This window comes from Micromonospora sp. SYSU B005 (assembly GCF_055362685.1).
The window spans coordinates 185,059-208,352 of sequence record NZ_JAXCFU010000007.1 but is presented as its reverse complement, the minus strand read 5'-3'; the positions used below and the strand labels follow the sequence as shown (position 1 = coordinate 208,352).

Here is a 23,294-nt window from a genome sequence, read left to right as displayed (position 1 = left end):
GTCAGGCCGTCCTCTCCAGGACCAGCAGCGAGCGGTCCGGTACGCAGACCGTGCCGCCCGCCTCGACCAGTGTCGTCTTCTCCGGGTCGGGTTCCGCGGTGCTGATCACCAGCTCCCACCGGGTGCCGAACTCCTCGCCGGGCAGCGTGAAGTCCAGCGGCGCGTCGTGCGCGTTGAACAGCAGCAGGAACGAGTCGTCCCGGTGGCGCTGGCCGTACTGGCCGCGTTCGCCGATGCCGTCGCCGTTGACGAACAGGGCCACCGAGCGGCCGAAGTCGTTGCCCCAGTCCTCGCCGGTCATCTCCCGGCCGTCCGGGGTGTACCAGGCCAGGTCGGGCAGCCCGGAACCGGCGGCGCGGCCGCCCACCGGCAGGCCGGTGAAGAACCGGCGGCGGCGGAACACCTGATGCCGGTTGCGGAAGTCGGTGAGCCGGCGGACGAAGTCCAGCAGCTCGTCGTCGGCCCGGTCCCAGTCCACCCAGGCGATCTCGCTGTCCTGGCAGTAGGCGTTGTTGTTGCCGCGCTGGGTGCGGCCCAGCTCGTCGCCGTGGCCGAGCATCGGCACGCCCTGGGACAGCATCAGCGTGGCCAGGAAGTTGCGCCGCTGCCGGGCGCGCAGCGCGCGTACACCGGGATCGTCGGTCTCGCCCTCGACGCCGCAGTTCCAGGACCGGTTGTGGCTCTCCCCGTCCCGGTTGTCCTCGCCGTTCGCGTCGTTGTGCTTGTCGTTGTAGGAGACCAGGTCGGTGAGCGTGAACCCGTCGTGGCAGGTGACGAAGTTGATGCTGTGGAACGGGCGGCGGCCGTCGTCCTGGTAGAGGTCGGCGGAGCCGGAGATGCGCGAGGCGAACTCGGCGAGGGTGGCCGGCTCGCCGCGCCAGAAGTCGCGTACGGTGTCGCGGTATTTTCCGTTCCACTCGGTCCACTGCGGCGGGAAGTTGCCGACCTGGTAGCCGCCGGGGCCGACGTCCCACGGTTCGGCGATGAGCTTCACCCGGCCGACCACCGGGTCCTGCTGCACCACCTCGAAGAACGTGGACAGGCGGTCCACCTCGTAGAACTCGCGGGCGAGCGTGGCGGCCAGGTCGAACCGGAAACCGTCGACGTGCATCTCGGTGACCCAGTAGCGCAACGAATCCATGATCAGTTGCAGCGAGTGCGGGCTGCGCACGTTGAGGCTGTTGCCGGTGCCGGTGTAGTCGACGAAGTAACGCCGGTCGTCCTCGGAGAGCCGGTAGTAGCTCGGGGTGTCGATGCCCTTGAAGCTCAGCGAGGGGCCGAGGTGGTTGCCCTCGGCGGTGTGGTTGTAGACCACGTCGAGGATGACCTCGATGCCGGCGGCGTGCAGGGCCTTGACCATGCCCCGGAACTCCTGCACCTGCTGGCCGAGGCGGCCCAGCGCGGAGTAGCCGTGGTGCGGGGCGAAGAAGCCGATGGTGTTGTAGCCCCAGTAGTTGCGCAGCCCCAGGTCGGCCAGACGGTGGTCGTGCACGAACTCGTGCACCGGCATCAGCTCCACGGCCGTCACGCCGAGCCGCTTGAAGTGCTCGATCATCACCGGCGAGGCGATCGCCGCGTACGTGCCGCGCAGCTCCTCCGGGATGCCCGGGTGGCGCATGGTCAGGCCGCGCACGTGCGCCTCGTAGATCACCGAGTGGTGGTACGGGGTGCGCGGCGGCCGGTCGTTGCCCCAGTCGAAGTACGGGTTCACCACCACCGACTTCGGCATGTACGGCGCCGAGTCGGCGGTGTTCATCCGGTCCGGGTCGCCGCCGACCTCGTAGTCGTAGACCGACGGATCCCAGGTGATCTCCCCGTCGACGGCCTTCGCGTACGGGTCGAGCAGCAGCTTGTGCGGGTTGCAGCGCAGCCCCTCGGCCGGGTTCCACGGCCCGTGCACCCGGTAGCCGTAGCGTTGGCCGGGCTCGACGCCGGGGATGTAGGCGTGCCAGACGTACGCGTCGACCTCGCGCAGCTCCACCCGCCGCTCGGTGCCGATGTCCCACTCGTCGAACAGGCACAGCTCGATCTTCTCCGCCACCTCGGAGAAGATCGCGAAGTTGGTGCCCATCCCGTCGTACGTGGCGCCGAGGGGGTAGCTCTCGCCCGGCCAGACCTGCATGTCGCTCCTTCGGCCCATGATCGTGAGCGCACCGGGCAGGGGGAACCGCCGATGCGCACGCCGGTGATGCCCAGTCGTACCCGCCGTCAATCCACCCGTTCGGACCGTAACCGAATCCGCCCTCGTGCGAACGGATAGACGTTCGGGTGTCATCCGTCACGATCGCCCTTTTCGAGATGCGGACCGGCGGCGGATGGACTTTCCTGGATCCGGGCCCACGCGCGCGGGCCCGCCCGGCCGTTCGGCCACCCCCTCACCACCACCGCTCGTCGCCGCCACCGATGCCGGCGTGCCTCACCATGCATGGACGGAGATCCACGTGACCACTCTGCGGGTCGGCGCTCAGCCCGCCACCGCGACGGATCGGCTCCACCGGCCCACCCTCACCTCCCGCCCGGCGCCCCCGTCGTCGGCCGGGTCCGCGCCCCGGACCCGGCGCATCCTGATGCTGTCGTGGGAGTACCCGCCGGTGCTCATCGGCGGGCTCGGCCGCCACGTGCACGCGCTGTCCGTCGCCCTGGCCGCCGCCGGGCACGAGGTCACAGTCGTCACCCGCCACGCCGAGGGCGCTCCCCTGGAGGAGTACGCCGACGGCGTGCGCATCGTCCGCGCCGCCGAGGACCCGGTCACCTTCCCCCTCGCCACCGGCTCGCTGCTCGCCTGGACGATGGCGTTCAACCACACCCTCACCCGGGCCGCGCTGCGCGCCGCCTCCTCCGGCTCGTACGACGTCATCCACGCCCACGACTGGCTCGTCGCACACACCGCGATGACGCTGCGCGAGCACCTGGACGTGCCGCTGGTCAGCACCATCCACGCCACCGAGGCCGGCCGGCACCAGGGCTGGCTGCCGGAGGAGATGAACCGCACCATCCACGGCGTCGAGCACTGGCTCGCCGGCGAGTCCGGGCGCGTGATCGTCTGCTCCGGTTACATGCGCGACGAGGTTGGCGCTCTGTTCGGCGTGGACGCCGCCCGCGTCGACGTGGTCCCCAACGGCGTCGAGCCGCACCGCTGGCGGGTGCCCGCGTCGGCGGTCGCCGCCGCCCGCGCCCGGTTCGCCGCGGACGGCCCGCTGGTCACGTTCGCCGGCCGCCTCGTGTACGAGAAGGGCGTGCAGCACCTGCTGGCCGGGCTGCCCCGGCTGCGCGACCGGCACCCCGGGCTGCGCGCGGTGATCGTCGGCGACGGGCCGTACAAGGCGGACCTGGAGGCCGAGGTGCGCCGCCTCGGGCTGGGCGCCACGGTGAGCATGCCCGGGTTCCTCGGCGGCACCGACCTGCCCGCCGTGATGGCCGCCTCGGACTGCTTCGCGGTGCCGAGCATCTACGAGCCGTTCGGCATGGTGGCGCTGGAGGGGGCCGCCGCGGGCGCGCCGCTCGCCGTGGCCCGTACCGGTGGGCTGGCCGAGATCGTCGAGCCGGGCGTCACGGGGATGACGTTCGCCCCGCACGACCCGGACGGCCTCGCCGAGGCGGTGCACGCGCTGCTGTCGGACCGGGACCGGGCGCGTGCGCTCGCCCGGCGGGCCCGCACGATGGTGCACGAGCAGTACGGCTGGGCGGCCATCGCGTCCCGTACGGCCGCCGCGTACGCCGCCGCCATCGCCGGCGACCCGGCGTTCACGGCCGCCCGCGCCCAGCACCGCATGGCACACGGCCACGCCGGCCCGCGCGTCCCCGAGGGCAACCTCCTCACCGCCGCCGGCTTGCGATAAGGAAGGGCCCTCTATTAACGCCTCCGGTAGAGGAAGGGCCCCTTATTAACGCCCTCCACCCCAGTGCACACGACGAAGGCCGCCGACCCTGCTCGGGTCGGCGGCCTTCGTGGTCCGCGTGTTAATAGGGGCCCCTCCTCTACCGGAGGCGTTAACAAGGGGCCCTTCCTTACACGCTCAGCGCTGGGCGGCGGGGACGTAGTCCCGCTCGGTGGCGCCGGTGTAGATCTGCCGCGGCCGACCGATCTTGGTCTCCGGGTCGTTGATCATCTCGCGCCACTGCGCGATCCAGCCGGGCAGCCGGCCGAGCGCGAACAGCACAGTGAACATCTTCGTCGGGAAGCCCATGGCCTTGTAGATCAGGCCGGTGTAGAAGTCCACGTTCGGGTAGAGCCGCCGGGACACGAAGAAGTCGTCGGCGAGCGCGATCTCCTCGAGCTGCACCGCGAGGTCCAGCAGCGGGTCCGGCTTGGCCATCCGGCCGAGCACGTCCTGGGCGGCCTTCTTCACGATGGCGGCGCGCGGGTCGTAGTTCTTGTAGACCCGGTGCCCGAAGCCCATCAGCTTCACGCCGTCCTGCTTGTCCTTCACCTTCTGCACGAAGGAGCGGACGTCCCCGCCGTCGGCCTGGATCTTCTGGAGCATCTCCAGCACGGCCTGGTTGGCGCCGCCGTGCAGCGGGCCGAACAGCGCGTTCACGCCGGCCGAGACCGAGGCGAACAGGTTGGCGTTGCTGGAGCCGACCAGCCGCACGGTCGAGGTGGAGCAGTTCTGCTCGTGGTCGGCGTGCAGGATGAACAGCATGTCCAGCACCCGGGCGACGACCGGGTCGACCTCGTACGGCTCGGCCGGTACGCCGAACGTCATCCGCAGGAAGTTCTCGACGTAGCCCAGCGAGTTGTCCGGGTACAGCAGCGGCTGCCCGATCGACTTCTTGTACGCGTACGAGGCGATGGTGGGAACCTTCGCCATCAGCCGCACCGTCGACATCTCCACGTGCTCGGAGTCGAACGGGTCCAGGCTGTCCTGGTAGAAGGTCGAGATGGCGCTGACGGCCGAGGAGAGCACGGCCATCGGGTGCGCTTCGCGGGGGAAGCCGTCGAAGAAGCGGCGCATCTCCTCGTGCAGCAGCGAGTGCCGCCGGATCCGCTCGCTGAACTCGGTGAGCTGCGTCTGGGTCGGCAGCTCGCCGTAGATCAGCAGGTAGGAGACCTCCAGGAAGGAGGACTTCTCGGCCAGCTGGTCGATCGGGTAACCCCGGTACCGCAGGATGCCGGCATCACCGTCGATGTAGGTGATGGCGGACGAGCAGGACGCGGTGTTCACGAAACCGGGGTCGTACGTGGTCATCCCGGTTTCCTTGAGCAGCTTGCTCACCCCGATCCCGGCGGGGCCCTCAACCGCGGACTGCACCGGCATCGACAGCTGCCCACCGGGGTGGTCGAGCTTGACTTCCGTCATCTGTTCCTCGCTTCGCCGGCAAGATCTTCGTTGAATTGCCTTCGCTTCTACCGTAATCACGGCGCGGAGAACACCGCTCGTCATGGTTTGAGGGTGAGGTGTGCGTCACCTGTTTCCCGGCCAGCCGGTCCGGAAACCGGTTGGGAGCGCGGCCATGGGCACGTTCGGGAGGTCCGTCACGACAGCGTGAGCCGCCGCAGCGTCCCGTCGTCGCCGACCCGGTAGAGGTCGAGCCGATTGGCGCCGGCGGCGAACAGACGGTCGTCGGCGAGCAGCGCGGCGAACCGCCGCCCACCGGCGTCCGGCGGCACCACGGGCACCACCGCGCCGACGGTGCCGTTGACCGCCACGGCGAGCCGGGTGCCGTCGGGTACTCCGTCCGGCACGGTGCCCCAGACCATCGCGGGCAGCCGACCGCCGGCCGGGTCGACCGCGTCGAACGCGTCCCGGTTCGCCACCGTGGCGGTCCCGCCGACCGGCACGTCACCGACGCGGGTGCCGACGAGCCGGTCGACCGGGAGCGGTGGGAGTGGGGCGGGCACGCCGCCGGTGACGGTGACCGGCTGGCCGGGACGGTCGTAGAAGCGTTTGTCGGCCCGCTCGCGCGGGGCGGCCTTCGCCGACCGGCCGTCCATCCGCCAGGGCACCCGCATGTGCGTCTCGTCGGCGATCGTGGGCAGCAGGTCGACGTGCTCCCAGTTGCGGTCGTCCACGCGTCCGGCGCGCTGGCCGGGTTCCTTGACGAACATCGGCACCCAGGCCACCTCGTTCGCGGCGTGGTCGATGGCGTCCATCCCCCGGCCCTGCCAGTCGCGGCGGAAGCTGACGCCGTGGTCGGCGGTGACGACCACCAGCGCCTTGTCGTGAAGGCCGGTGGTGCGCAGCGTCCGCAGCGTCTCGCCGATCAGCCGGTCGGTGTAGCCGAGCTGCGCCAGGTGCCGGGCGCGGGCCAGGTCGACCCAGCCGGCGCCGTCGTTCGGCAGGTCCTCCGGGGCCGCGTAGTGCGCCCCGGACGGCAGGTACGCCCACGGCGAGTGGGGCATCAGCAGGTGCAGGAAGTGCAGCGTGGGCCGGGTGTCGGGGCGCAGCCCGGCCAGGAACGAGGTGAACCGGGCCGGCTGGTTGTCATCCAGGGTGTCCCAGCGGAACTTCGGGTCGTCCGGCACCGGCTCGGCGGCGTCCAGCCCGGCCTCGGCGGCGGTCCGCTCGCGGTAGGAGTCCTCCGGGTCGATCCGGCTGTCCACCGGCGCGGCGATCCGGCCGAGCAGCCTGCCGCTCTCCCGGACCAGCACGCCGAGCCCCTGTTCCGGGGTGGTGGCCTGTTCGCAGCGGCTCGGCGGGCAGAGCCGGGTGATGCTCTCCTCGGCCTTGATCCGGTAGAGGCCGCCGAGTGCGGTGAACAGGTTGTCCGGGTACTGCGAGTAGTGCGGCGCCACCCCCCGCTCCGGGTAGCGCCCGGTGAGCATCGCGGGAAGCGCGTAGGGCGTCCAGCCGCTGACGCCGGTGGCGTTGCGGTACCACGTCGACCCGCCGGCCAGCGCCGCGAAGTTCGGGTAGCGCTCGGCGTCGATGCGGCCGTCCGGGCCGAGCAGGGAGACCAGCGGCAGCTCGTCCAGCACGATCATGACCACCGGCGGGTGCGCGCCCGCGCCGGCCACACCGGCCGCGCCGCCCTCGCCGCGCGGCAGCACCACCGCCGAGGCGGGCGAGGCGAACAGGAACAGCCCGACGAACACCAGCGGCCCGGCGGCGGCGACCCGTAGCACCCGCCGGGGCGCCCGCCACCGCCGGTGCGCGGCCGCGCCGGCGGCTCCGGCCACACCGGCGACGACGAGCAGGGGTACGCCCCGAAGCGGCGTGACGTGCCGGCCGACCTGGACCGCCAGCGCGGCGAGCAGCAGGCCCACGAACGCGGTGTGCACGGCGGCCCGGGTGAGGCGTCCGGCGGGCAGCGCGAGCGCGCCGAGCAGTGCGAACGGCACTGTCGGGGCGAGCGCGATCAGGGCGACCAGCAGCAGCACGTCGGCCCGGGAGGCGCGGTGGAACAGGAAGAAGTCGGGGCTGCGGCCGAGCACGTCGCGCAGCGGCTGGGTGACCACCAGCCCGACCAGCGCCACCACCTCGGCCAGCCGGGCCGCCTCGGTCCGCCACCACTGCCGGCGTTCCCGCCGGACCGGGAGGGCGGCGTGGTCCCGGGGTGGCGCGAGGGTGTCCTCAGCCACCCACCACCACCTGGTAGAGCGTGCGGGTGCCGGACGGCAGCTCGGTGCGGGCGACCACCCGGCCCCGGCGGGCGAGCAGCGCCTCGAAGACGTCGCGCCGGTAGTCCGGGAACAGGCCGTCGGGCTTGTTCGCCAGCAGCCGGCGGGCCATCGGGTCGTCCGGGTGGACGAACTCCACCACCAGGCTGCCGCCGGTGGCGGTGAGCGCGGTGAGCTGGTCGAGCACCTCGGGCAGCGGCACGTTGCGCCCGATCGCGAGGTGGTGCACCACGGCCAGGGCGAGCACGGTGTCCGCGCGGGCCCGGTCGGCGAACGCGGCCCGCTCGACGCCGCGCCAGCCGCCACCCGGGGACGGGTCGGCCAGGTCCATCACCAGCGGCAGGATCCGTGTCTCGCCCTCGTCGCGCAGCGCGCGGTAGAGCGTGTCGACCACCGCCGGGTCCTGCTCGACGGCGACGACGTGCGCGGCGTGCCGGGCGGCGATGCGGGCGTACCGGCCGTCGTTGGCGCCCAGGTCCAGCGCCGAGCCGCCACCGACGGCGGCCACCGCCCGGTCGACGAACTCCTCCTTGGCCTGCCGGTCCGGCACCGAGTACGCGCAGGTGCGCTGGTAGTCCGACCAGTGGCTGTCGCCGGGCCGGTGGTCGAGGCGGCGGACCAGCTTCGCCAGTCCGCGTACCGTGGCGAGCGCCAGTTCGCGGGAGAACCCGGCGGCGCGCAACTGGGCGCGGACGTCTGTGGTGCTCGCGGCGGAGTTGCGGGCCTGCATGGCGCCGTGCAGGTGCACGTGGGTGGGCACACCGGCCCGCCAGCGCCGGGTGCCGCCGAACAGCCGGCGCATCTGGTCCGGCTCGACGCCGTCGACGCGGGCGCGCAGGAACGGCTGGAAGTCCAGCCCGAGGTGGGCCTGGATGAGCAGCGGGTAGAGCAGCGTCTGGCAGAACTGCCGGTAGCCGGCCCAGGGTTCGCCGTCGCGCAGCGCCTCGAACGATCCGACGTCGATGAAGACCGGCCGGGCGCCACGCCACTGCACGTTGTACGCCGAGCCGTCCTTGGTGGTGAAGCCTGCTTCCAGCGCGGCGCGCAGCACGTCCAGGTGCAGCAGCGCCGCGTCGCGCAGCATGGCGTACGACCACTCGTAGGGGTGCGAGACGAACGGGATCCGCTCGTGCCGCAGCACCGCGGTCCAGGGCGCGTCGACAGGGGTCGGGGTCAGCTCCTCGGTGCCGACGATCTGCCCGGTGCTGGTGGCCTGCCGGAAGAAGTCGGTGACGGACAGCGCCCGCCAGTCCCGGGCGGAGCGCTCGTCGAGCCCGCGCAGCACCTCCTCGCCCCGGTGGAACACCCGGTTGCCGGGGTCGCGGAAGGAGCCGGGCTCGACGCGGACGCCGGTGTCGGGGATCGTCACGCCGCCGGACCCTGGTCGGAGGGCTGACGCCGGAACCGGGACACCAGGCGGCGCCAGTAGAGCTTGGCGGCCACCGCCACCCCGGCCACCCCGCCGACCACCGCCTGCACGATGAGACTGCCGGATCCCGCGTCCAGGTAGGCCAGATGCGTCACGGCTGCTTTCCTTCCGTCGCCAGGTCATCGGAGCATGCCCGGAATGCGAGCTTTGATGCTCGGAGCCGGACTTGTCCCACACCGTAACGTCTCGGTGTCCGGGTGCGCGGCCACACCGGCCACTCGTCCCCCGTCCGATCCGTTCAAGACGGGCCGGCCCGGTCGCGCCTACCGTGGCCGGCATGACACCGCAGTTCGATCTGGTCGGGGCCGTGGTCACCGACATGGCCCGCACGCTCGACTTCTACCGGCGGCTGGGGCTGCCGATCCCGGCCGGCGCCGAGACCGAAGGGCACGTCGAGGTCACCCTGCCGAACGGGGTACGGCTGGCCTGGGACACGGTCGAGGTGATCCGCAGTTTCCATCCCGAGTTCGACCCGGCCGGCGGCAACAACCGGATGAGCCTGGCCTTCCGGTGCGCCGACCCGGCCGAGGTGGACCGCTGGTACGCCGAGCTGACCGGCGCCGGGCACCACGGCGAGATGCCGCCGTGGGACGCGTTCTGGGGCCAGCGGTACGCGGTCCTGCACGACCCGGACGGCAACGGCGTGGATCTGTTCGCCCCACTGCCCACTGCCGAGTAGACGCGAGCCGGCCCCGTGCGCGGCTTCCGGGCCGGTCAGCTCGCCTGCGCGCGGCTCCGGGCCGGGGCGAGCAGCCGGGTCGGCGGCACCCCGGCCAGCTCCCGCACCTCGCGGGTCAGGTGGGCCTGGTCGGCGTACCCGCTGCGCACCGCCACCTCGGCGAGCGGCGCACCGGCGCGGGCCAGGTCCAGCGCGCGGCGCATCCGCAGGATGCGGGCCAGCGTCTTCGGGCCGTACCCGAAGAGGACCCGGCTGCGGCGGTGCAGGGCGCGCGGGCCGAGGCCGACCTCGGCGGCGGTCGCGGCGACGGTGGCCCCGGCGGCCAGGCGGGCGGCGACATGCGCGCCGATCGGGTCGGGGCCGCCGGCCGCGCGCAGCCGGTCGCGGGCGACCCGGGTGAGCACCCCGGCCGCCTCGTCGCCCGGCGCGGCCAGCGCCGCCTCGACCCGCTCGGTCACCACGGCGGCGGCGCTGCCCCACAGGTCGGCCAGCGGTACGCGGCGGTCCCGCAGTTCCTCGGCCGGCACCCCGAACACGGCCGGGCCGGTCCCCGGTGGCAGGCGCAGCCCGATCCACCGGTCCCCCGGCGCGGACCGTGACAGGTGCGCGGTGCGGTCCGGACCCGCCACCAGCAGCCCGGACCGGCTGGACCAGAGCAGGTCGAGACACCCGTCCGGCAGCACCCGCGTCTCACTGCCGCCGGAGACGCTGCGCCACAGAACCGCGCCCGCGATTCCCGGCGCTCCCCACTCCCGGTACACACCCCAACCCTGCCACCCTCCCCGTCGATCATGAAGTTGACGGTGCCGTGGCCCGGCGTGTCGCGCCGCCAACCTCATGATCGACCGAGTGGGTGCGGGTCAGGGGCGGTGGTGCATGGCCAGGCGGAGCAGGAGGAAGCGCAGGGCCGTGGCGGCCAGGTTGGCCGTCACCAGGACGGTCAGCTCCAGGGCGCGGTTCGGGGTGGTGGTGGCGTGCAGCGCGGCGAGGGAGCCGCTGGTCAGGGCCAGGCCGAGCGCGAACGCGAGCAGCCCCTGGAGGTGGTGCCGTCCGGCGTGCCGGCGCCCGGCGACGCCGAACGTGAGCCGCCGGTTGGCCGCCGTGTTCGCGACCGCGGTGAGCAGCAGCGCCAGCAGGTTCGCCGGTTGCGCCCCGAGCGGGCCGCGGGCCAGCAGGAACAACAGCAGGTACGCGAGCGTGCTCGCCACGCCCACCGCGGCGAACCGGGCGAGCTGGCGCGGCAGCCCGATCGGCACCTGCGCCGGCGGTGCCGGCAACGGCCCCCGGCCGAGCTGGGCGCGCAACTGTGCCAGCGGCAGCGCCCCGGTCACCAGCGCCCGGCCCAGCCGCCCGATGCCGCGCAGGTCGGCCAGCGCGGTGGCGACGATGTCGACCCGGCTGTCCGGGTCGTCCACCCAGTCCACCGGCACCTCGTGGATGCGCAGCCCGGCCCGCTGCGCCAGGACCAGCAGCTCGGTGTCGAAGAACCAGCCGGTGTCGCGCACCAGCGGCAGCAGCTCGGCGGCCACGTCGGCGCGGATCGCCTTGAACCCGCACTGGGCGTCGGAGAAACGCGCCGCGAGCGCACCGCGCAGCAGCAGGTTGTAGCCGCGCGAGATGACCTCCCGCTTGGCGCCCCGGACCACCCGGCTGGTGCGGGCCAGCCGGGTGCCGATGGCCAGGTCCGAGTGCCCGGAGATGAGCGGCGCCACAAGCGGCAGCAGCGCGGCCAGGTCGGTGGACAGGTCCACGTCCATGTACGCGAGCACCGGTGCCGGTGAGGCCGACCACGCGGCCCGCAGCGCCCGCCCGCGGCCCTTCTCGTCCAGGCGCAGCACCCCCACCTCGGGCAGCTCGCCGGCGAGCGCCCGGGCCACCGCCGGGGTGCCGTCCACGCTGGCGTTGTCGGCCACCGTGATCCGGAACGGGTACGGGAAGTGCGCGGTCAGGTGCGCGTGCAGCCGCCGGACGCAGGGCCCGAGGTCGGCCTCCTCGTTGTAGACCGGGACCACCACGTCGAGCACCGCGCTGCCGGCGGCGGGCCGGGCCTGCACGGCGGCCCGGGGCGCGTACGTGTCAGTCATCGCTCAGCCCTGCTTTCCGCTGCTCAGGTCGTACACGGTCACGCCGTCGACGGTGGTCGCGGTGAAGTTCTCCGCGACCCACGCGGCGATCTCGGCCGAGGCGTTGCTGCCGCCGTCGGCCCGGAACCCGCCGCCACCGAGGAAGTAGTGGATCCGCCCGTCGGCGACGTACCGCTGGAACTGGGCGAGCGTCGGCGACGGGTCACTGCCGTTGAACCCGCCGATCGGCATGACCGGCCGGCCGGTCGCCAGCTGGTAGCCGGAGGCGTTGTTCGAGCCGACAGTCGCGGCGACCCAGGTGTAGTCGTCGGCGTCGGCGGTGAGCAGTGCGGTCATCTCGGCGCTCGGCTCGCGGGCGTCGAGCAGCCCGCCCATGCCACCGCCGCGCTGCCCCCGCCCTTCCTGCCCGGTCCCGCCGTACTGCCAGGGGAAGCCGCCCTGCCCCGGGAAGCCGCCCTGACCGGGGAAGCCGCCCTGACCCGGGATGCCACCCGGCGTGGTGCCGCCGTCCGGGCCGGTGCCGTTGGAGCCGGTGCCGTTCGGGCCACCCGGGAAGCCCGGGAACTGCCCGTTCCCGCCGCCGGGACCACCGGGGAACTGCCCGTTCGCGCCGCCCGGCATCCGCCCGCCCGGTCCGCCGGGGCCACCGAAGCCACCCGCGCCGGCCGGCCCGGCGCTCGGGATCGAGCCGCTGTGCGGGGTGGCAGCGGTCTGCATCGCGTACGCGGCCGGCCCGGCCAGCGCCACCGCGATCCCGGCGACAGACACCACCGGCACCATCCACCGCACCACCCGCCCGGCAACCCCGGCCCTCTCCCCCGCCGTCTCCCCCGCCTCGGGGTTGATCAAGGAGTTCGTGTCACCCTGAACGCCACTTCCGGACACAAACTCCTTGATCACCGGGGAGGGCCGGGCGGTTCGGTGGGGGCGGGTGAGGAACGCCGAGACGGCCAGGAGGGCTGCGGTGGTCAGGCCGACGGCCAGGACTGTGGGGCGCAGCCAGGGGTGCCAGTCGGGGGTGCGGCCGAGCAGGTGCCAGGACCACCAGGCGGTGACCGCCAGCGCGCCGGCCAGGACCAGCGTGGCGGCGGTCCGGCGCCACCTGACCGGTGCCGAGCGGGCGCGCCACAGCAGCGTGACGCCGATGCCGACCAGCGCGCCGACCGCCGGGGCCAGGGCGACCGTGTAATACGCGTGGAAGATCCCGGACATGAAGCTGAAGATCAGTCCGGTGACCAGCAGCCAGCCGCCCCAGAGCAGCAGACCGGCCCGGGTGCGGTCGGTACGCGGCGCCCGCCCGGCCAGCCACAGCCCCGCCACCAGCAGGATCAGCGCGGTCGGCAGCAGCCAGGAGATCTGCCCGCCGACCTCGGTGTCGAACATCCGTAGCAGCCCGGTCTGGCCGGAGAACGGTCCGCCGCCTCCCCCACCGGGGCGGCCGCCACCGCCGCCACCGACGCTGCCCACCTCGTCGCCGGTGATGCGGCCCAGGCCGTTGTAGCCGAGCGTCAGCTCCAGGATGCTGTTGTTCTGCGAGCCGCCGATGTAGGGGCGGGCGCTCGCCGGCACCAGCTCGACGATCGCCACCCACCAGCCGGCGGAGACGACCACTGCGAGCCCGGCGAGCAGCAGCCGGCGGATCCGCCGTCCGAGACCGGTCGGCGCGGCCAGCAGGTAGACCCCGGCGAAGACCGGGATCACCAGGAACGCCTGGAGCATCTTGGTGAGGAAGCCCAAGCCGACGAGCACGCCGGTCAGCGCGATCCACCGGGTGCTCGCCGTCTCGACCGCACGCACCGTGGCGTACGCGGCGACGACGAGCAGGAACACCAGCAGCGCGTCCGGGTTGTTGAACCGGAACATCAGCGTCGCCACCGGGGTGAGCGCGAGCACCGCGCCGGCGAGCAGTCCGGCGGCCGGGCCGTACCAGCGGCGGACTGTCGCGTACAGCACGCCGACCGAGGCGACGCCGAGCAGCGCCTGCGGCACGAGGATCGACCAGCCGCTCAGGCCGAAGATGCGCACCGAGAGCGCCATCAGCCACAGCGAGGCGGGGGTCTTGTCCACTGTGATCGAGTTGGCCGCGTCCGAGGAGCCGTAGAAGAACGCCGTCCAGCTCTGCGACCCGGCCTGCACGGCGGCCGAGTAGAACGCGTTGGCCCAGCCGGAGGCACCCAGACCCCACAAGTAGAGCAGCGCGGTCACGACCAGCAGGCCGAGCAGGGCCGGCCGGGCCCAGCACGGGTCGCGGCCGGTGCGGGTCTCCAGGGGTACGGGCGCGAGGGCCGGCTCGGTGCCGGGTGGCGCGGCCGTGGGCACGGTCGGCAGGCTGTCGGTTCGGTTCATGCCGGCAAGACTCGGCGGGCCCGCTGGCCCGCTCCCGTGAACGGCCTATGCGTCGGCTGTGGATCCCGGCAGCCAGACCGTGAACGCGGTGTGGCCGGGCCGGCTGACCACGTCGACCCGGCCGTGGTGCGCCTCCACCACGGCGGCGACGATGGCCAGTCCCAGGCCGGTGCTGCCCTGCGCGCGGGAGCGGGAGGTGTCGCCGCGCGCGAACCGCTCGAAGACCTCCGGCTGCAACTGCTCCGGGATGCCCGGTCCGTCGTCGGTGACGCGGAGTTCGACGCCGTCGGGCGCTGGTGCGAGCCGGACCGTGACGGTGGTGCCGGCCGGGGTGTGCACCCGCGCGTTCGCGAGCAGGTTCGCCAGCACCTGGTGCAGCCGGTGGGCGTCGCCGGTGACGGTGAGCGGCTCGTCGGGCAGGTCGAGTTGCCAGCGGTGGTCGGGCCCGGCGACGTGCGCGTCGCTGACCGCGTTCACGGCCATGGCGGTCAGGTCGACCGGTTCGGCGGCCAGCGGACGGCCGGAGTCCAGCCGGGCCAGCAGCAGCAGGTCGTCGACGAGGCTGGTCATCCGGGTGCTCTCCGACTCGACGCGGCGCAGCGCGTGCGCCACGTCGGGCGGCACCTCCTGGCGGCCCCGGCGGGCCACCTCGGCGTACCCGCGGATGGCGGCCAGGGGTGTACGCAGCTCGTGGCTGGCGTCGGCGACGAACTGGCGTACCCGGGTCTCGCTGGCCTGCCGGGCGGCGAGCGCGGCGGCGACGTGGCCGAGCATCCGGTTGAGCGCGCCGCCGACCTGCCCGACCTCGGTGCGGGGGTCGGTGTCGGCGGCCGGTACCCGCACGGACAGGGCGACCTCGCCACGGTCGAGCGGCAGTTCGGTGACCCGGGCGGCGGTGGCGGCGACGCGGTTGAGCGGGCGCAGCGTGACGCGGACGATGAGCAGACCGAGGGCGCCGGCGATGACCAGGCCGGCGCCGATCACCCCGGCCTGCGCGACGATCATCCACATGACTGTGTCGTCCACCTGGGCCAGCGGGATCGCGAGGACCAGCACGTCGCCGTCGCCGCGCGGCGACGGCAGCGCGACCGCGCGGTAGTCCCCCCGGTCCCCGACGACGACGGTGCGCGGTCGGTCGCCGACGGGTACGCGGGCCAGCGCGGTCAGGTCGGCGGCGGGCACCTCCTCGCTGCCGCCGCTCTCGGACCGGACCCGGCCGACGGGTTCGGCGGCGGCGGGCACCCGGACCGCGACGGAGCCTGGCGGGAAGCCGCCCGGGGGGTCCGGCGCGACCTCGTCGGAGTCCGGCGGGGTGGGCCGCTGGTCCGGGCGCGGTGGGTCCATGCCGCGGCGGGCCCAGCGTTCGAGGTCGTCGGGCCGCCGGTCGCCGAAGCTGAGCTGGTTGTCGATCTGGTCGATCAGGAAGTGCCGCAGCGCCACTGTGGTCAGGCCGCCGATGCCGAGGCTGACCAGCGCGAGCAGCGCCACCACGGAGACCACCAGCCGGCGGCGCAGCGACCAGCCGGCCAGGCGGCGGCGCAGCCGGCCACGGCTGTCACTCGGCGGGTTTGAGGACATAACCCGCCCCGCGCAATGTGTGGATCATGGGCGCGCGGCCCGCGTCGATCTTCTTGCGCAGGTACGAGATGTACAGCTCGACCACGTTGGCCTGGCCGCCGAAGTCGTAGTTCCACACCCGGTCGAGGATCTGCGCCTTGCTGAGCACGCGGCGCGGGTTGCGCATGAGGTAGCGCAGCAGCTCGAACTCGGTGGCGGTGAGCGTGATCAGGTCGTCGCCGCGGCGTACCTCGTGGCTGTCCTCGTCGAGGGTGAGGTCGCCGACGGTGAGCACCGCCTCCTGGCGGGCGGCGACCGCGAAGCCGGAGCGGCGCAGCAGCGCGCGCAGCCGGGCGATCACCTCCTCCAGGCTGAACGGCTTGGTGACGTAGTCGTCGCCGCCGACGGTGAGCCCGGCGACGCGTTCCTCCACGGCGTCGCGGGCGGTGAGGAACAGCACCGGCACGCTCGGGGACTCCTCGCGCAGGCGGCGCAGCACCTGGAATCCGTCCAGGTCGGGCAGCATCACGTCGAGCACCACGGCGTCCGGGCGGAACTGGCGGGCGGTGGTGACCGCCGCCATGCCGCTGCCGGCGGTGGCGACCTGCCAGCCCTCGTACCGCAGGGCCATCGAGAGCAGGTCGGTGAGCGTCGGCTCGTCGTCGACGACGAGCACCCGCACCGGTTCGCCGTCCGGTCGGCGCAGCTCGATGCGGCCCTGCGCGGACTGCGCGTTCATGACCATGCCCCCATCGTGGGCGGACCCGCTGTCGCCGGGCTGTCCCGATCCTGTGTACCAGCTGTGCGCGCCGTACGGTGCCGTTCCGGGCAGGCCCGGCGAGGTCTTCCGCACCCGGGCTACCCGGTGGTAACTTCCCGGCATGTCCATCGACGGTCGTTTTTCCGGCCGACTGGCCGGCAAGGTGGTGCTGGTGACCGGCGCGGCCCGGGGCATCGGCGAGCACACCGCCCGCCTCGCCGCGGCCCGCGGCGCCCGGTTGTCCCTCGTCGGGCTGGAACCCGACCGGCTCGCCGCGCTCGCCGCCGAGCTGGGGCCGGGGCACGCCTGGTTCGCCGCCGACGTCACCGACCAGGACGCCCTCGCGTCGGCGGTGGACGGTACGCGGACGGCGCTGGGCGGGATCGACGCGGTGGTCGCGAACGCCGGGGTCGCCAACCGCGGCACGATCGCCGTCGGCGACGTCGAGGCGCTGGTGCGTACCGTCGAGGTCAACCTGATCGGGGTGATGCGCACGGCGGCGGCGACCGTGCCGGCGCTCGTGGACCGGGGCGGCTACCTGCTGATCGTCTCCTCGGCCGCGGCGTTCGCCGCGCTGCCCGGCATGGCCGCCTACTGCGCGTCGAAGGCGGGCGTCGAGCAGTTCGGCAACGCGATCCGCCTCGAACTGGCGCACCGGGGCGTGGCGGTCGGCACCGCCCATCCGTCGTGGGTGGACACCGACCTGGTCCGCGAGGCGCGCGCCGACCTGCCGGCCTTCTCCACCGCGCTGGCGAAGCTGCCCTGGCCGCTGCGGCGCACCACCACGGTGACCGAGTGCGCCGAGGCGTTCGTCCGGGCGATCGAGCGCCGCAGCCGCCGGGTGTACGTGCCACGCGCCGTGGCCGGCGTCCAGGCGATGCGATCGGTGCTGGTCAGCCCGCTGGCCGACCGGCTGGTGGGCCGCACCGCACGGGCCACCGTCCCGCTGATCGAGGAGCAGTCCCGGGCGCTGGGCCGGGGCTTCGGCGCCAGCACGCCGCAGGGGCGGCCGTGACCGCGCCGGTGGACGTCGTGTACGAGCGGCGGGGCGCCGGGCCCACGCTGGTGCTGCTGCACGGCATCGGCCACCACGGCGGTGCCTGGCGGCCGGTGCTGGACCGCCTCGCCGAGGCGCACGACGTGATAGCCGTCGACCTGCCGGGCTTCGGCCGCTCCCCGGTGCCCGCCGCCGGGCTGCCCGCCGACATGCCCGGCCTGGCCGCGGCCATGGTCGAGCTGTTCGCCGCGTTCGGGCTGGAACGCCCGCACGTCGCGGGCAACAGCCTGGGCGGGGCGATCGCGCTGGAGCTGGCCGCGCTCGGCGCGGTCTCGTCGGCCACCGCGCTGTCGCCGGCCGGGTTCTGCACCGCGCGTGAGCTGCGCTGGGCGCTGACCGTGCTGTCCCTGCACCGCAACGCGGCCCGGCTGCCCGAACCGGTGCTGCGCCGCCTGTTCGCCGCGCCCGCGCTGCGGATGCTGGCGATGGGCATGATCCTGGCCCGGCCGAACCGGATGGCCCTCGACGACGCGCTCGCCGACGCCCGCGCGCTGCGCCAGGCGCGGGCGTTCCGCGCCGTCGCCCGCGCCGGACGGGGGTACGCCTACGCGGGCGCGCCGACAGTGCCGGTCACCGTGGCCTGGGGTACGCGGGACCGGATCCTGCCCTACCGGCAGGCGGCGCTGGCGCGTACCCGGCTGCCCGCCGCGCGGCACCTGGACCTGCCCGGCTGCGGGCACGTGCCGATGCACGACGATCCGGAACTGGTCGCCTCGGTCATCCTCGGCACCACCGGCGTCCGGCCGGCCTGACGCGGCGCGCCCGGCCGCTCCGGGGCCTCACTCGGTCGCGCCGAACGGGAACGTGTGCACGTACCGCATCGTCCAGCCGCCGGGCGACGCGTGGTCGTCGCGCTCGTAGAGGTGGTCGGCGGTCCCCTCGGCCGGTTCCTCCGGATGACGCAGCACCCACCGGGACGGCGGCGCGCCGTCCGGCCCGGCCGGCAGCTCCCGGGTCAGCTCGTCGGCCGGTCCGCCGACGAACCGTACGCGCACCACGGCCACCGCTGCCCCCCGTTCCTCGACGCCCCCGCCGCGAAGCTACCCCGCCGCGGCGCCGCCCCTCGGCGGTTTGCACAGCTCCGGGGCCGGGTAGCGGGACCGGAGGGCACCGGACGAGGCGAGGAGTGGGCGATGCGGACGCTGGGCGGGCGGTACGAGCTCGAACAGCGGGCCGGCCTGGGCGGCATGTCGGAGGTGTGGCGCGCGCACGACCGCGTGCTGGACCGGACCGTCGCGGTGAAGCTCATCTCGCCCGCGCTCGACGGCGACGCCGGCTCGGTGGACCGGATCCGGGCCGAGGCGCGCTCGGCGGCGCGGCTGGTGCACCCGAACGTCGCCAGCGTGCACGACTTCGGCACCGCGACGCTGCCGGACGGGCGGCCGGTGCCGTACATCGTGATGGAGCTGGCCGAGGGCGAGACGCTCGCCGCGCACCTGCGCAGCGGGCCGCTGGACTGGCGGATCGCGGTACGGGTCTGCGCCGAGGTGTGCGCCGCGCTGGCCGCCGCGCACGCGCACGGCATCGTGCACCGGGACGTGAAGCCCGCGAACGTGATCCTCACCCCGTGCGGGGTGAAGGTGCTCGACTTCGGCATCGCCACCCCGGCCGGGGCACCGGACCACACTCCGGACGGCGTGGTGGTGGGCACCCCGGCGTACCTGGCGCCGGAGCAGCTCGACCGGCAGCCGGCCACCCCGGCCGCCGACATGTACGCGCTCGGCGTGCTGCTGTACTACTGCCTCACCGGCGAGTTGCCGTACGACGCCGGCAGCACCACCCAGCTGCTCGGGTCGCGCCGCCGCCGACCGCCCCGCCCGCTGCCCGAGGTGCCGGGCCTGCCGGGCGAGGTGGCCGAGCTGTGCCGGCGCTGCCTCGACGCCGACCCGTCCGCCAGGCCGACCAGCCCGATGGCCGCGCTGCTGCTGGCCGAGGCGGTGGACGCCCGGATCTACGTACCGATGACCGCGGCGCTGCCCCGGCAGCGCGAACCGCAGGTGTCGCCGTGGACCAGCCGGGCCGCCGCCGAGGCCACCGAGGCGATGGCCGTCGACGCCGCGACCAGCGGCCGGGTCGGCTGAGCGCTCCTACTGCCCGCCCGGGCACGGTTTCGCCGCTGCGGGTCCGGGAACGCGGTCCGGTGAGTGACGGGAGGAACGCGATGCCGGATCCGAGTTCCTGGCTGGCCGAGACGGCCACGGCGACCGCGGCGGGCGGTCACGTACGCACCGACGACGGCGGGCTCTCCTCCGCCCTGGCGTCCCCGCTGGCGCCGCACTGCACCGGCCTGACGCCGGAGCAGCTCCTGGCCGCGGCGTTCGCCTCCTGCCTGCACCACGCGGCGGTGGAGGCGGCCGGGGAGATCACCGACGAGGCGCACACCGTGCAGGTGACCGCCGAGGCGAAACTGGGCCGCGACGACGACGGCCGCTACCGGGCCGACGTGCACGCCGAGATCTCCTCGGCGGGACTGACCCGGGATCAGCTGGCCGACCTGGTCGCGTACGCGGACCGGCTGTGGCCGTTCTCCAGCGGCGACCCGAGCCGGCACCGACTCACCGTGACCCCGGCGGAGAACGGCCGGCACTGAGCGTTCACCAGCGGAAGCCGGCGGTCACGGCGCGGTGGTCGCTGTCCGGGGTGCGCAGCACTCCGGCGGTGGTCGGCGTGAGTCCCCGGTAGAGGACATGGTCCGGGCGGGTGACGGGTAGCTCCGCCGGCCAGGTGAAGCCGAATCCCTGCCCGGCCTCGGCCTGCGCGTCGCCGAGCAGCCGGGTCAGCGGGTCGAAGACCCGGTCGGTGGTGGCGGTGTTCAGGTCGCCGAGCACCACCAGCCGGTCGGCCGGGTCGGCGCGCACGGCGTCGGCCAGCGCGGCGACGGTCTGGTCCCGGGTGGCGGTGTGCCCGGCCCGGGCGGAGCCGAGGTGGACCACGTACACGGTCAGGTCGCCCCGGGGCGCGGCCACGACGGCCCGCAGCGCGCGGTCCCAGCCCAGCCCGGTGTCCACGCCGTGCGCCTCGCGGATCGGCCACCGGCTCCACAGCGCGACTGTCGACACGACCGCCCGGTGCGGGTAGCGCTCGGCCAGCACCGGCGCCACCCGGCCGCCGTCGGCGACCTCCTGAAGGCCGATCAGGTCCGGGGCGTCGCCGGTGAGCGCGCCGACGGTGGCGGCCGGGTCGGGGTTGCTCACGCGCAGGTTCTGGCTGACCACCCGGACCGTGGCGCCGTCCGCGCCGGCGGCCGGGGGCAGCCAGGCGCGTCCGTACAGCCCGGCCCAGATCAGGGCCGGCAGCAGCACCGCCAGCAGCGCGGGCCGGGAGCGGCGCAGCAGCGCCGCCAGCGCGAGCAGCGGTACGGCGATCCCGAGCAGCGGGGTGACGCTGTCCACCAGGCTGCCCAGGCCGTGCACGTTGGGCACCAGCCGGTGCCCGGCGAGCAGCAGCGCGAGCAGCACGGCGCAGACGACGACGAGCGTGCCGCGCCGGCTGCGGGGGCCGCTCGGGCGCTCGTCGACCATCCGCTCCGTCACCGTGGGAATCGTATCGAGCGCCCGGGCCGCCGCGCGGCGGCCTCGCCATGATCCACAAGGCGCACGTGCGGAGCGTCCGATCGCGAGGCGTCGATCCCGGCGGGTCGGTGGACCGCCGCCGCGCGCAAGCCGTCCGACCAGGGCACCCTCCGCCGAACGGAGGAGCCGGGGGTACGCCACCACCGGCTCGGCCTGACGTCCGTTTCGCGCCGTCGAAACCGACATAGGCATTCTTTCGGGTACGCGACGTTAGCGGCCTTCATGATCCAGCACCCCTAATGCGGCCCGCGAATCCGGCAGATTGTGGCGCATGCCACCAATCACCCCGATGGCAAAGGCCCGGAAGCTTTCTAGCCTCGGCGGGTGCATCCCGACGACTCCGATCATCAGCCGCTGCCCGCCAACCGCCCGGTTCGCCGAACGATTGACCCGGCATCAGCCGAACGGAGAGTGGGGCGTCACCGCGCCCCGGAACCGCCGCGACGCGGCCCGGCCCGGACCGTACCCGGCCGGATCGCTGTTGCCACCGGCGTCACCTGCTGCCTCGGCCTGATCGGCGTGGCAGGCGTCGGCGAGACCGGCCCGGCACACCTGGACGTACGCGAGGCCGTCGTCGACCGGGCCGCCGCCGACCAGCGCGCCTCCCGCGACTTCACCCGGATCGCGCCGCCCGCCGCCGCGGCCCTGCCGCCGCCCGCCCCCACGCCCAGCGCCACCCCGGCGACGAAGAAGCCGCCGCGCAAGCCTGCGCCGCCCAAGCGCCCCCGGCCGGTCGCCGGCCTGGACCAGCGGCAGATGGACAACGCCAAGGCCATCGTCGACGTGGGGCGGGAGATGAAGATGCCCCGCCGGGCCATGGTCGTCGCCGTCGCCACCGCCATGCAGGAGAGCGACCTCTACAACCTGGCCAGCGACGTGCTGCCCGAGTCGTTCGACCATCCGCACCAGGGCAGCGGCTCCGACCACGACTCGGTCGGGCTGTTCCAGCAGCGGCCCAGCAGCGGCTGGGGCACCGTCGCCCAGCTCATGCGGCCCGCGTACGCGGCCCGGGCCTTCTACGCCGCGCTGCGCGAGGTGCCCGGCTGGGCGGACATGAGCGTCACCGCCGCGGCCCAGGCGGTGCAGGTGTCCGCCTACCCCGACGCCTACGCCCGGCACGAGAAGCGCGCCACGACCGTGGTGGCGGCGCTGGTCTGACCGGCGCGGGTCAGGCGGCGCTGCGCCCGCCGCCACCGGGGCGCACGCCCGCCGCGGCGGTGGGGGTGTCCACCGCCACCCGATCGCCCCGCGCGCCGGCCAGGATCTCGTCGACCCGGGACTCCCGGCGCCGGCGGGCCAGCAGGGCCGCCTCGAACTCGCGGCGGGCCCGCACGGCCTCGGCGTACGCCTCCTCCCGCAACCGGCGGGCCTCCTCGCGGGCGGCCTCCAGTTCGGCGCGGGCCTGCGCCAGCAGCTCGGCGGCCTCGCGTTCGGCCGCCGGCGGGCGGGACGTGCCGCCCTCGACCGGGGCGGTACGGCGATGCAGGAAGTCGCACAGGTGCAGGGCGTCCGACCGGATCTGGTCCCACTCCCGGCCGGCCCCGGCGGCGCCCTCCGCACGCGCCGCCAGCCGCCCGAGCCGCAGGCTCAGCTCGTCCATGCAGGCGTCCACCTGACGCCTGTCGTAGCCGGTCTCCACCACCGAGAACCTCATGCGTCGCCCCCCAGGCAGCCGGTGTGCGTCCCCACCAGCCGATCCTGCGGTCCGGGCGCTCCCGGGCGTGGCCGTTCCCACAAAATGTGCAGGATGCGGGGGCCCGGACTTCCCGCCCCTACTGGTGCTTCGGGAGCACGACCACCCGTCCGAAGAACTCGTCGATCCGGCGCACCACGTCGTTGAAGGCGTCCAGGTCGATCGGCTTCGTCACGTACGCGTTGGCCTGCAGCGTGTAGCTGCTGACCACGTCGGTGTCGGCGTTGGAGGTGGTGAGCACGACGATCGGGATGGTCCGCAGGCTCTCGTCACCCTTGACCTCGCCGAGCACCTGCCGCCCGTCCATCCGGGGCATGTTCAGGTCGAGCAGGATCACGTCCGGGCGCTGCGCCTCGGTGTGCCGGCCCTCGCGGCGGAGGAACTCCATCGCCTCCTGGCCGTCGGCGACCACGTCGATGACCTTGTCGACGTCGGAGTCGGCGAGCGCTTCCTCGATCATCAGGACGTCACCCGGGTCGTCGTCCACCACCAGGATGCGAACGGGGCTGGGACTGGTCTGACCCATGGGGTTACCTGTTTCTCGGTGAGGAGGGCG

At 74.2% G+C, this 23,294-nt stretch carries 21 protein-coding genes; 7 read left to right on the top strand and 14 right to left on the bottom strand.

The annotated features are described in order from the left end of the window. Position 1: 1 nt before the first annotated feature. A complete protein-coding gene (gene glgX, locus SM452_RS18210) occupies positions 2–2,122 on the bottom strand; it encodes a glycogen debranching protein GlgX (protein WP_355510521.1) in 2,121 nt (706 codons plus the stop codon). Between the two features lie 319 nt (positions 2,123–2,441). Here glgX and SM452_RS18205 point away from each other — a divergent pair, with 319 nt between their 5' ends. After that, entirely contained in the window at positions 2,442–3,839 is a 1,398-nt protein-coding gene (locus SM452_RS18205) for a glycosyltransferase family 4 protein (protein WP_463840355.1), read from the top strand. Positions 3,840–4,016: 177 nt separating this feature from the next. Here the strand turns inward: SM452_RS18205 and SM452_RS18200 are convergent, their stop codons facing one another. From SM452_RS18200 to SM452_RS18185, 4 genes are all read right to left on the bottom strand, one after another. After that, positions 4,017–5,300, bottom strand: coding sequence for a citrate synthase (locus SM452_RS18200; RefSeq protein WP_194801668.1), 1,284 nt, complete (start codon positions 5,298–5,300; stop codon positions 4,017–4,019). Positions 5,301–5,476: 176 nt separating this feature from the next. Continuing rightward, a complete protein-coding gene (locus SM452_RS18195) occupies positions 5,477–7,522 on the bottom strand; it encodes a sulfatase-like hydrolase/transferase (protein ID WP_463840354.1) in 2,046 nt (681 codons plus the stop codon). Beyond that, on the bottom strand, positions 7,515–8,930 hold the full coding sequence (locus tag SM452_RS18190) for a methyltransferase domain-containing protein (RefSeq protein WP_262015528.1): 1,416 nt from the start codon (positions 8,928–8,930) through the stop codon (positions 7,515–7,517). Before SM452_RS18190 ends, SM452_RS18195 begins: the two co-directional genes overlap by 8 nt. Continuing rightward, the gene (locus SM452_RS18185; protein WP_013286005.1) at positions 8,927–9,085 is read right to left on the bottom strand and encodes a hypothetical protein; all 159 of its coding nucleotides are present in this window, start codon (positions 9,083–9,085) and stop codon (positions 8,927–8,929) included. The genes SM452_RS18190 and SM452_RS18185 overlap by 4 nt, the downstream gene beginning before the upstream one ends. Before the next feature lie 182 nt (positions 9,086–9,267). On the opposite strand from SM452_RS18185, the gene SM452_RS18180 reads away from it, so the two are divergent. Next, positions 9,268–9,669: a VOC family protein gene (locus SM452_RS18180; protein ID WP_262015527.1), complete on the top strand. Its 402-nt coding sequence runs from the start codon at positions 9,268–9,270 to the stop codon at positions 9,667–9,669. A gap of 35 nt (positions 9,670–9,704) precedes the next feature. Here SM452_RS18180 and SM452_RS18175 read toward each other — a convergent pair whose 3' ends face one another. From SM452_RS18175 to SM452_RS18155, 5 genes are all read right to left on the bottom strand, one after another. Next, positions 9,705–10,430 (bottom strand): helix-turn-helix transcriptional regulator, encoded by a 726-nt coding sequence (locus SM452_RS18175; protein WP_463840353.1) that lies wholly within the window; start codon positions 10,428–10,430, stop codon positions 9,705–9,707. A gap of 99 nt (positions 10,431–10,529) precedes the next feature. Continuing rightward, positions 10,530–11,753, bottom strand: coding sequence for a dolichyl-phosphate beta-glucosyltransferase (locus tag SM452_RS18170; protein ID WP_355510538.1), 1,224 nt, complete (start codon positions 11,751–11,753; stop codon positions 10,530–10,532). 3 nt (positions 11,754–11,756) lie between these two features. After that, complete coding sequence (locus tag SM452_RS18165) at positions 11,757–14,099, bottom strand: mannosyltransferase YkcB-related protein (protein WP_463840352.1); 2,343 nt, start codon at positions 14,097–14,099, stop codon at positions 11,757–11,759. A gap of 45 nt (positions 14,100–14,144) precedes the next feature. After that, positions 14,145–15,677, bottom strand: coding sequence for a sensor histidine kinase (locus SM452_RS18160; RefSeq protein WP_463840351.1), 1,533 nt, complete (start codon positions 15,675–15,677; stop codon positions 14,145–14,147). Continuing rightward, entirely contained in the window at positions 15,655–16,401 is a 747-nt protein-coding gene (locus SM452_RS18155; RefSeq protein WP_402805650.1) for a response regulator transcription factor, read from the bottom strand. The genes SM452_RS18160 and SM452_RS18155 overlap by 23 nt, the downstream gene beginning before the upstream one ends. Before the next feature lie 136 nt (positions 16,402–16,537). Here SM452_RS18155 and SM452_RS18150 point away from each other — a divergent pair, with 136 nt between their 5' ends. Next, positions 16,538–17,431 (top strand): SDR family oxidoreductase, encoded by an 894-nt coding sequence (locus tag SM452_RS18150; protein WP_463840350.1) that lies wholly within the window; start codon positions 16,538–16,540, stop codon positions 17,429–17,431. Further along, positions 17,428–18,225 (top strand): alpha/beta fold hydrolase, encoded by a 798-nt coding sequence (locus SM452_RS18145; RefSeq protein ID WP_463840349.1) that lies wholly within the window; start codon positions 17,428–17,430, stop codon positions 18,223–18,225. Before SM452_RS18150 ends, SM452_RS18145 begins: the two co-directional genes overlap by 4 nt. 27 nt (positions 18,226–18,252) lie before the next feature. On the opposite strand, the gene SM452_RS18140 is transcribed toward SM452_RS18145, so the two are convergent. Beyond that, the gene (locus SM452_RS18140; protein WP_355510547.1) at positions 18,253–18,468 is read right to left on the bottom strand and encodes a hypothetical protein; all 216 of its coding nucleotides are present in this window, start codon (positions 18,466–18,468) and stop codon (positions 18,253–18,255) included. Positions 18,469–18,606: 138 nt separating this feature from the next. On the opposite strand from SM452_RS18140, the gene SM452_RS18135 reads away from it, so the two are divergent. Beyond that, complete coding sequence (locus SM452_RS18135; RefSeq protein ID WP_355510550.1) at positions 18,607–19,554, top strand: serine/threonine-protein kinase; 948 nt, start codon at positions 18,607–18,609, stop codon at positions 19,552–19,554. 80 nt (positions 19,555–19,634) lie between these two features. Then, positions 19,635–20,063, top strand: coding sequence for an OsmC family protein (locus SM452_RS18130; protein WP_013285994.1), 429 nt, complete (start codon positions 19,635–19,637; stop codon positions 20,061–20,063). Between the two features lie 4 nt (positions 20,064–20,067). Here the strand turns inward: SM452_RS18130 and SM452_RS18125 are convergent, their stop codons facing one another. Beyond that, positions 20,068–21,006: an endonuclease/exonuclease/phosphatase family protein gene (locus SM452_RS18125; RefSeq protein ID WP_262015519.1), complete on the bottom strand. Its 939-nt coding sequence runs from the start codon at positions 21,004–21,006 to the stop codon at positions 20,068–20,070. 363 nt (positions 21,007–21,369) lie between these two features. Between SM452_RS18125 and SM452_RS18120 the strand changes: the two genes are divergently transcribed. Beyond that, the gene (locus tag SM452_RS18120; RefSeq protein ID WP_463840348.1) at positions 21,370–22,203 is read left to right on the top strand and encodes a hypothetical protein; all 834 of its coding nucleotides are present in this window, start codon (positions 21,370–21,372) and stop codon (positions 22,201–22,203) included. Positions 22,204–22,213: 10 nt separating this feature from the next. Here the strand turns inward: SM452_RS18120 and SM452_RS18115 are convergent, their stop codons facing one another. Beyond that, complete coding sequence (locus tag SM452_RS18115; protein ID WP_463840347.1) at positions 22,214–22,699, bottom strand: ATPase; 486 nt, start codon at positions 22,697–22,699, stop codon at positions 22,214–22,216. Positions 22,700–22,817: 118 nt separating this feature from the next. After that, a complete protein-coding gene (locus tag SM452_RS18110) occupies positions 22,818–23,264 on the bottom strand; it encodes a response regulator (RefSeq protein ID WP_262015517.1) in 447 nt (148 codons plus the stop codon). Between the last annotated feature and the right edge of the window lie 30 nt (positions 23,265–23,294).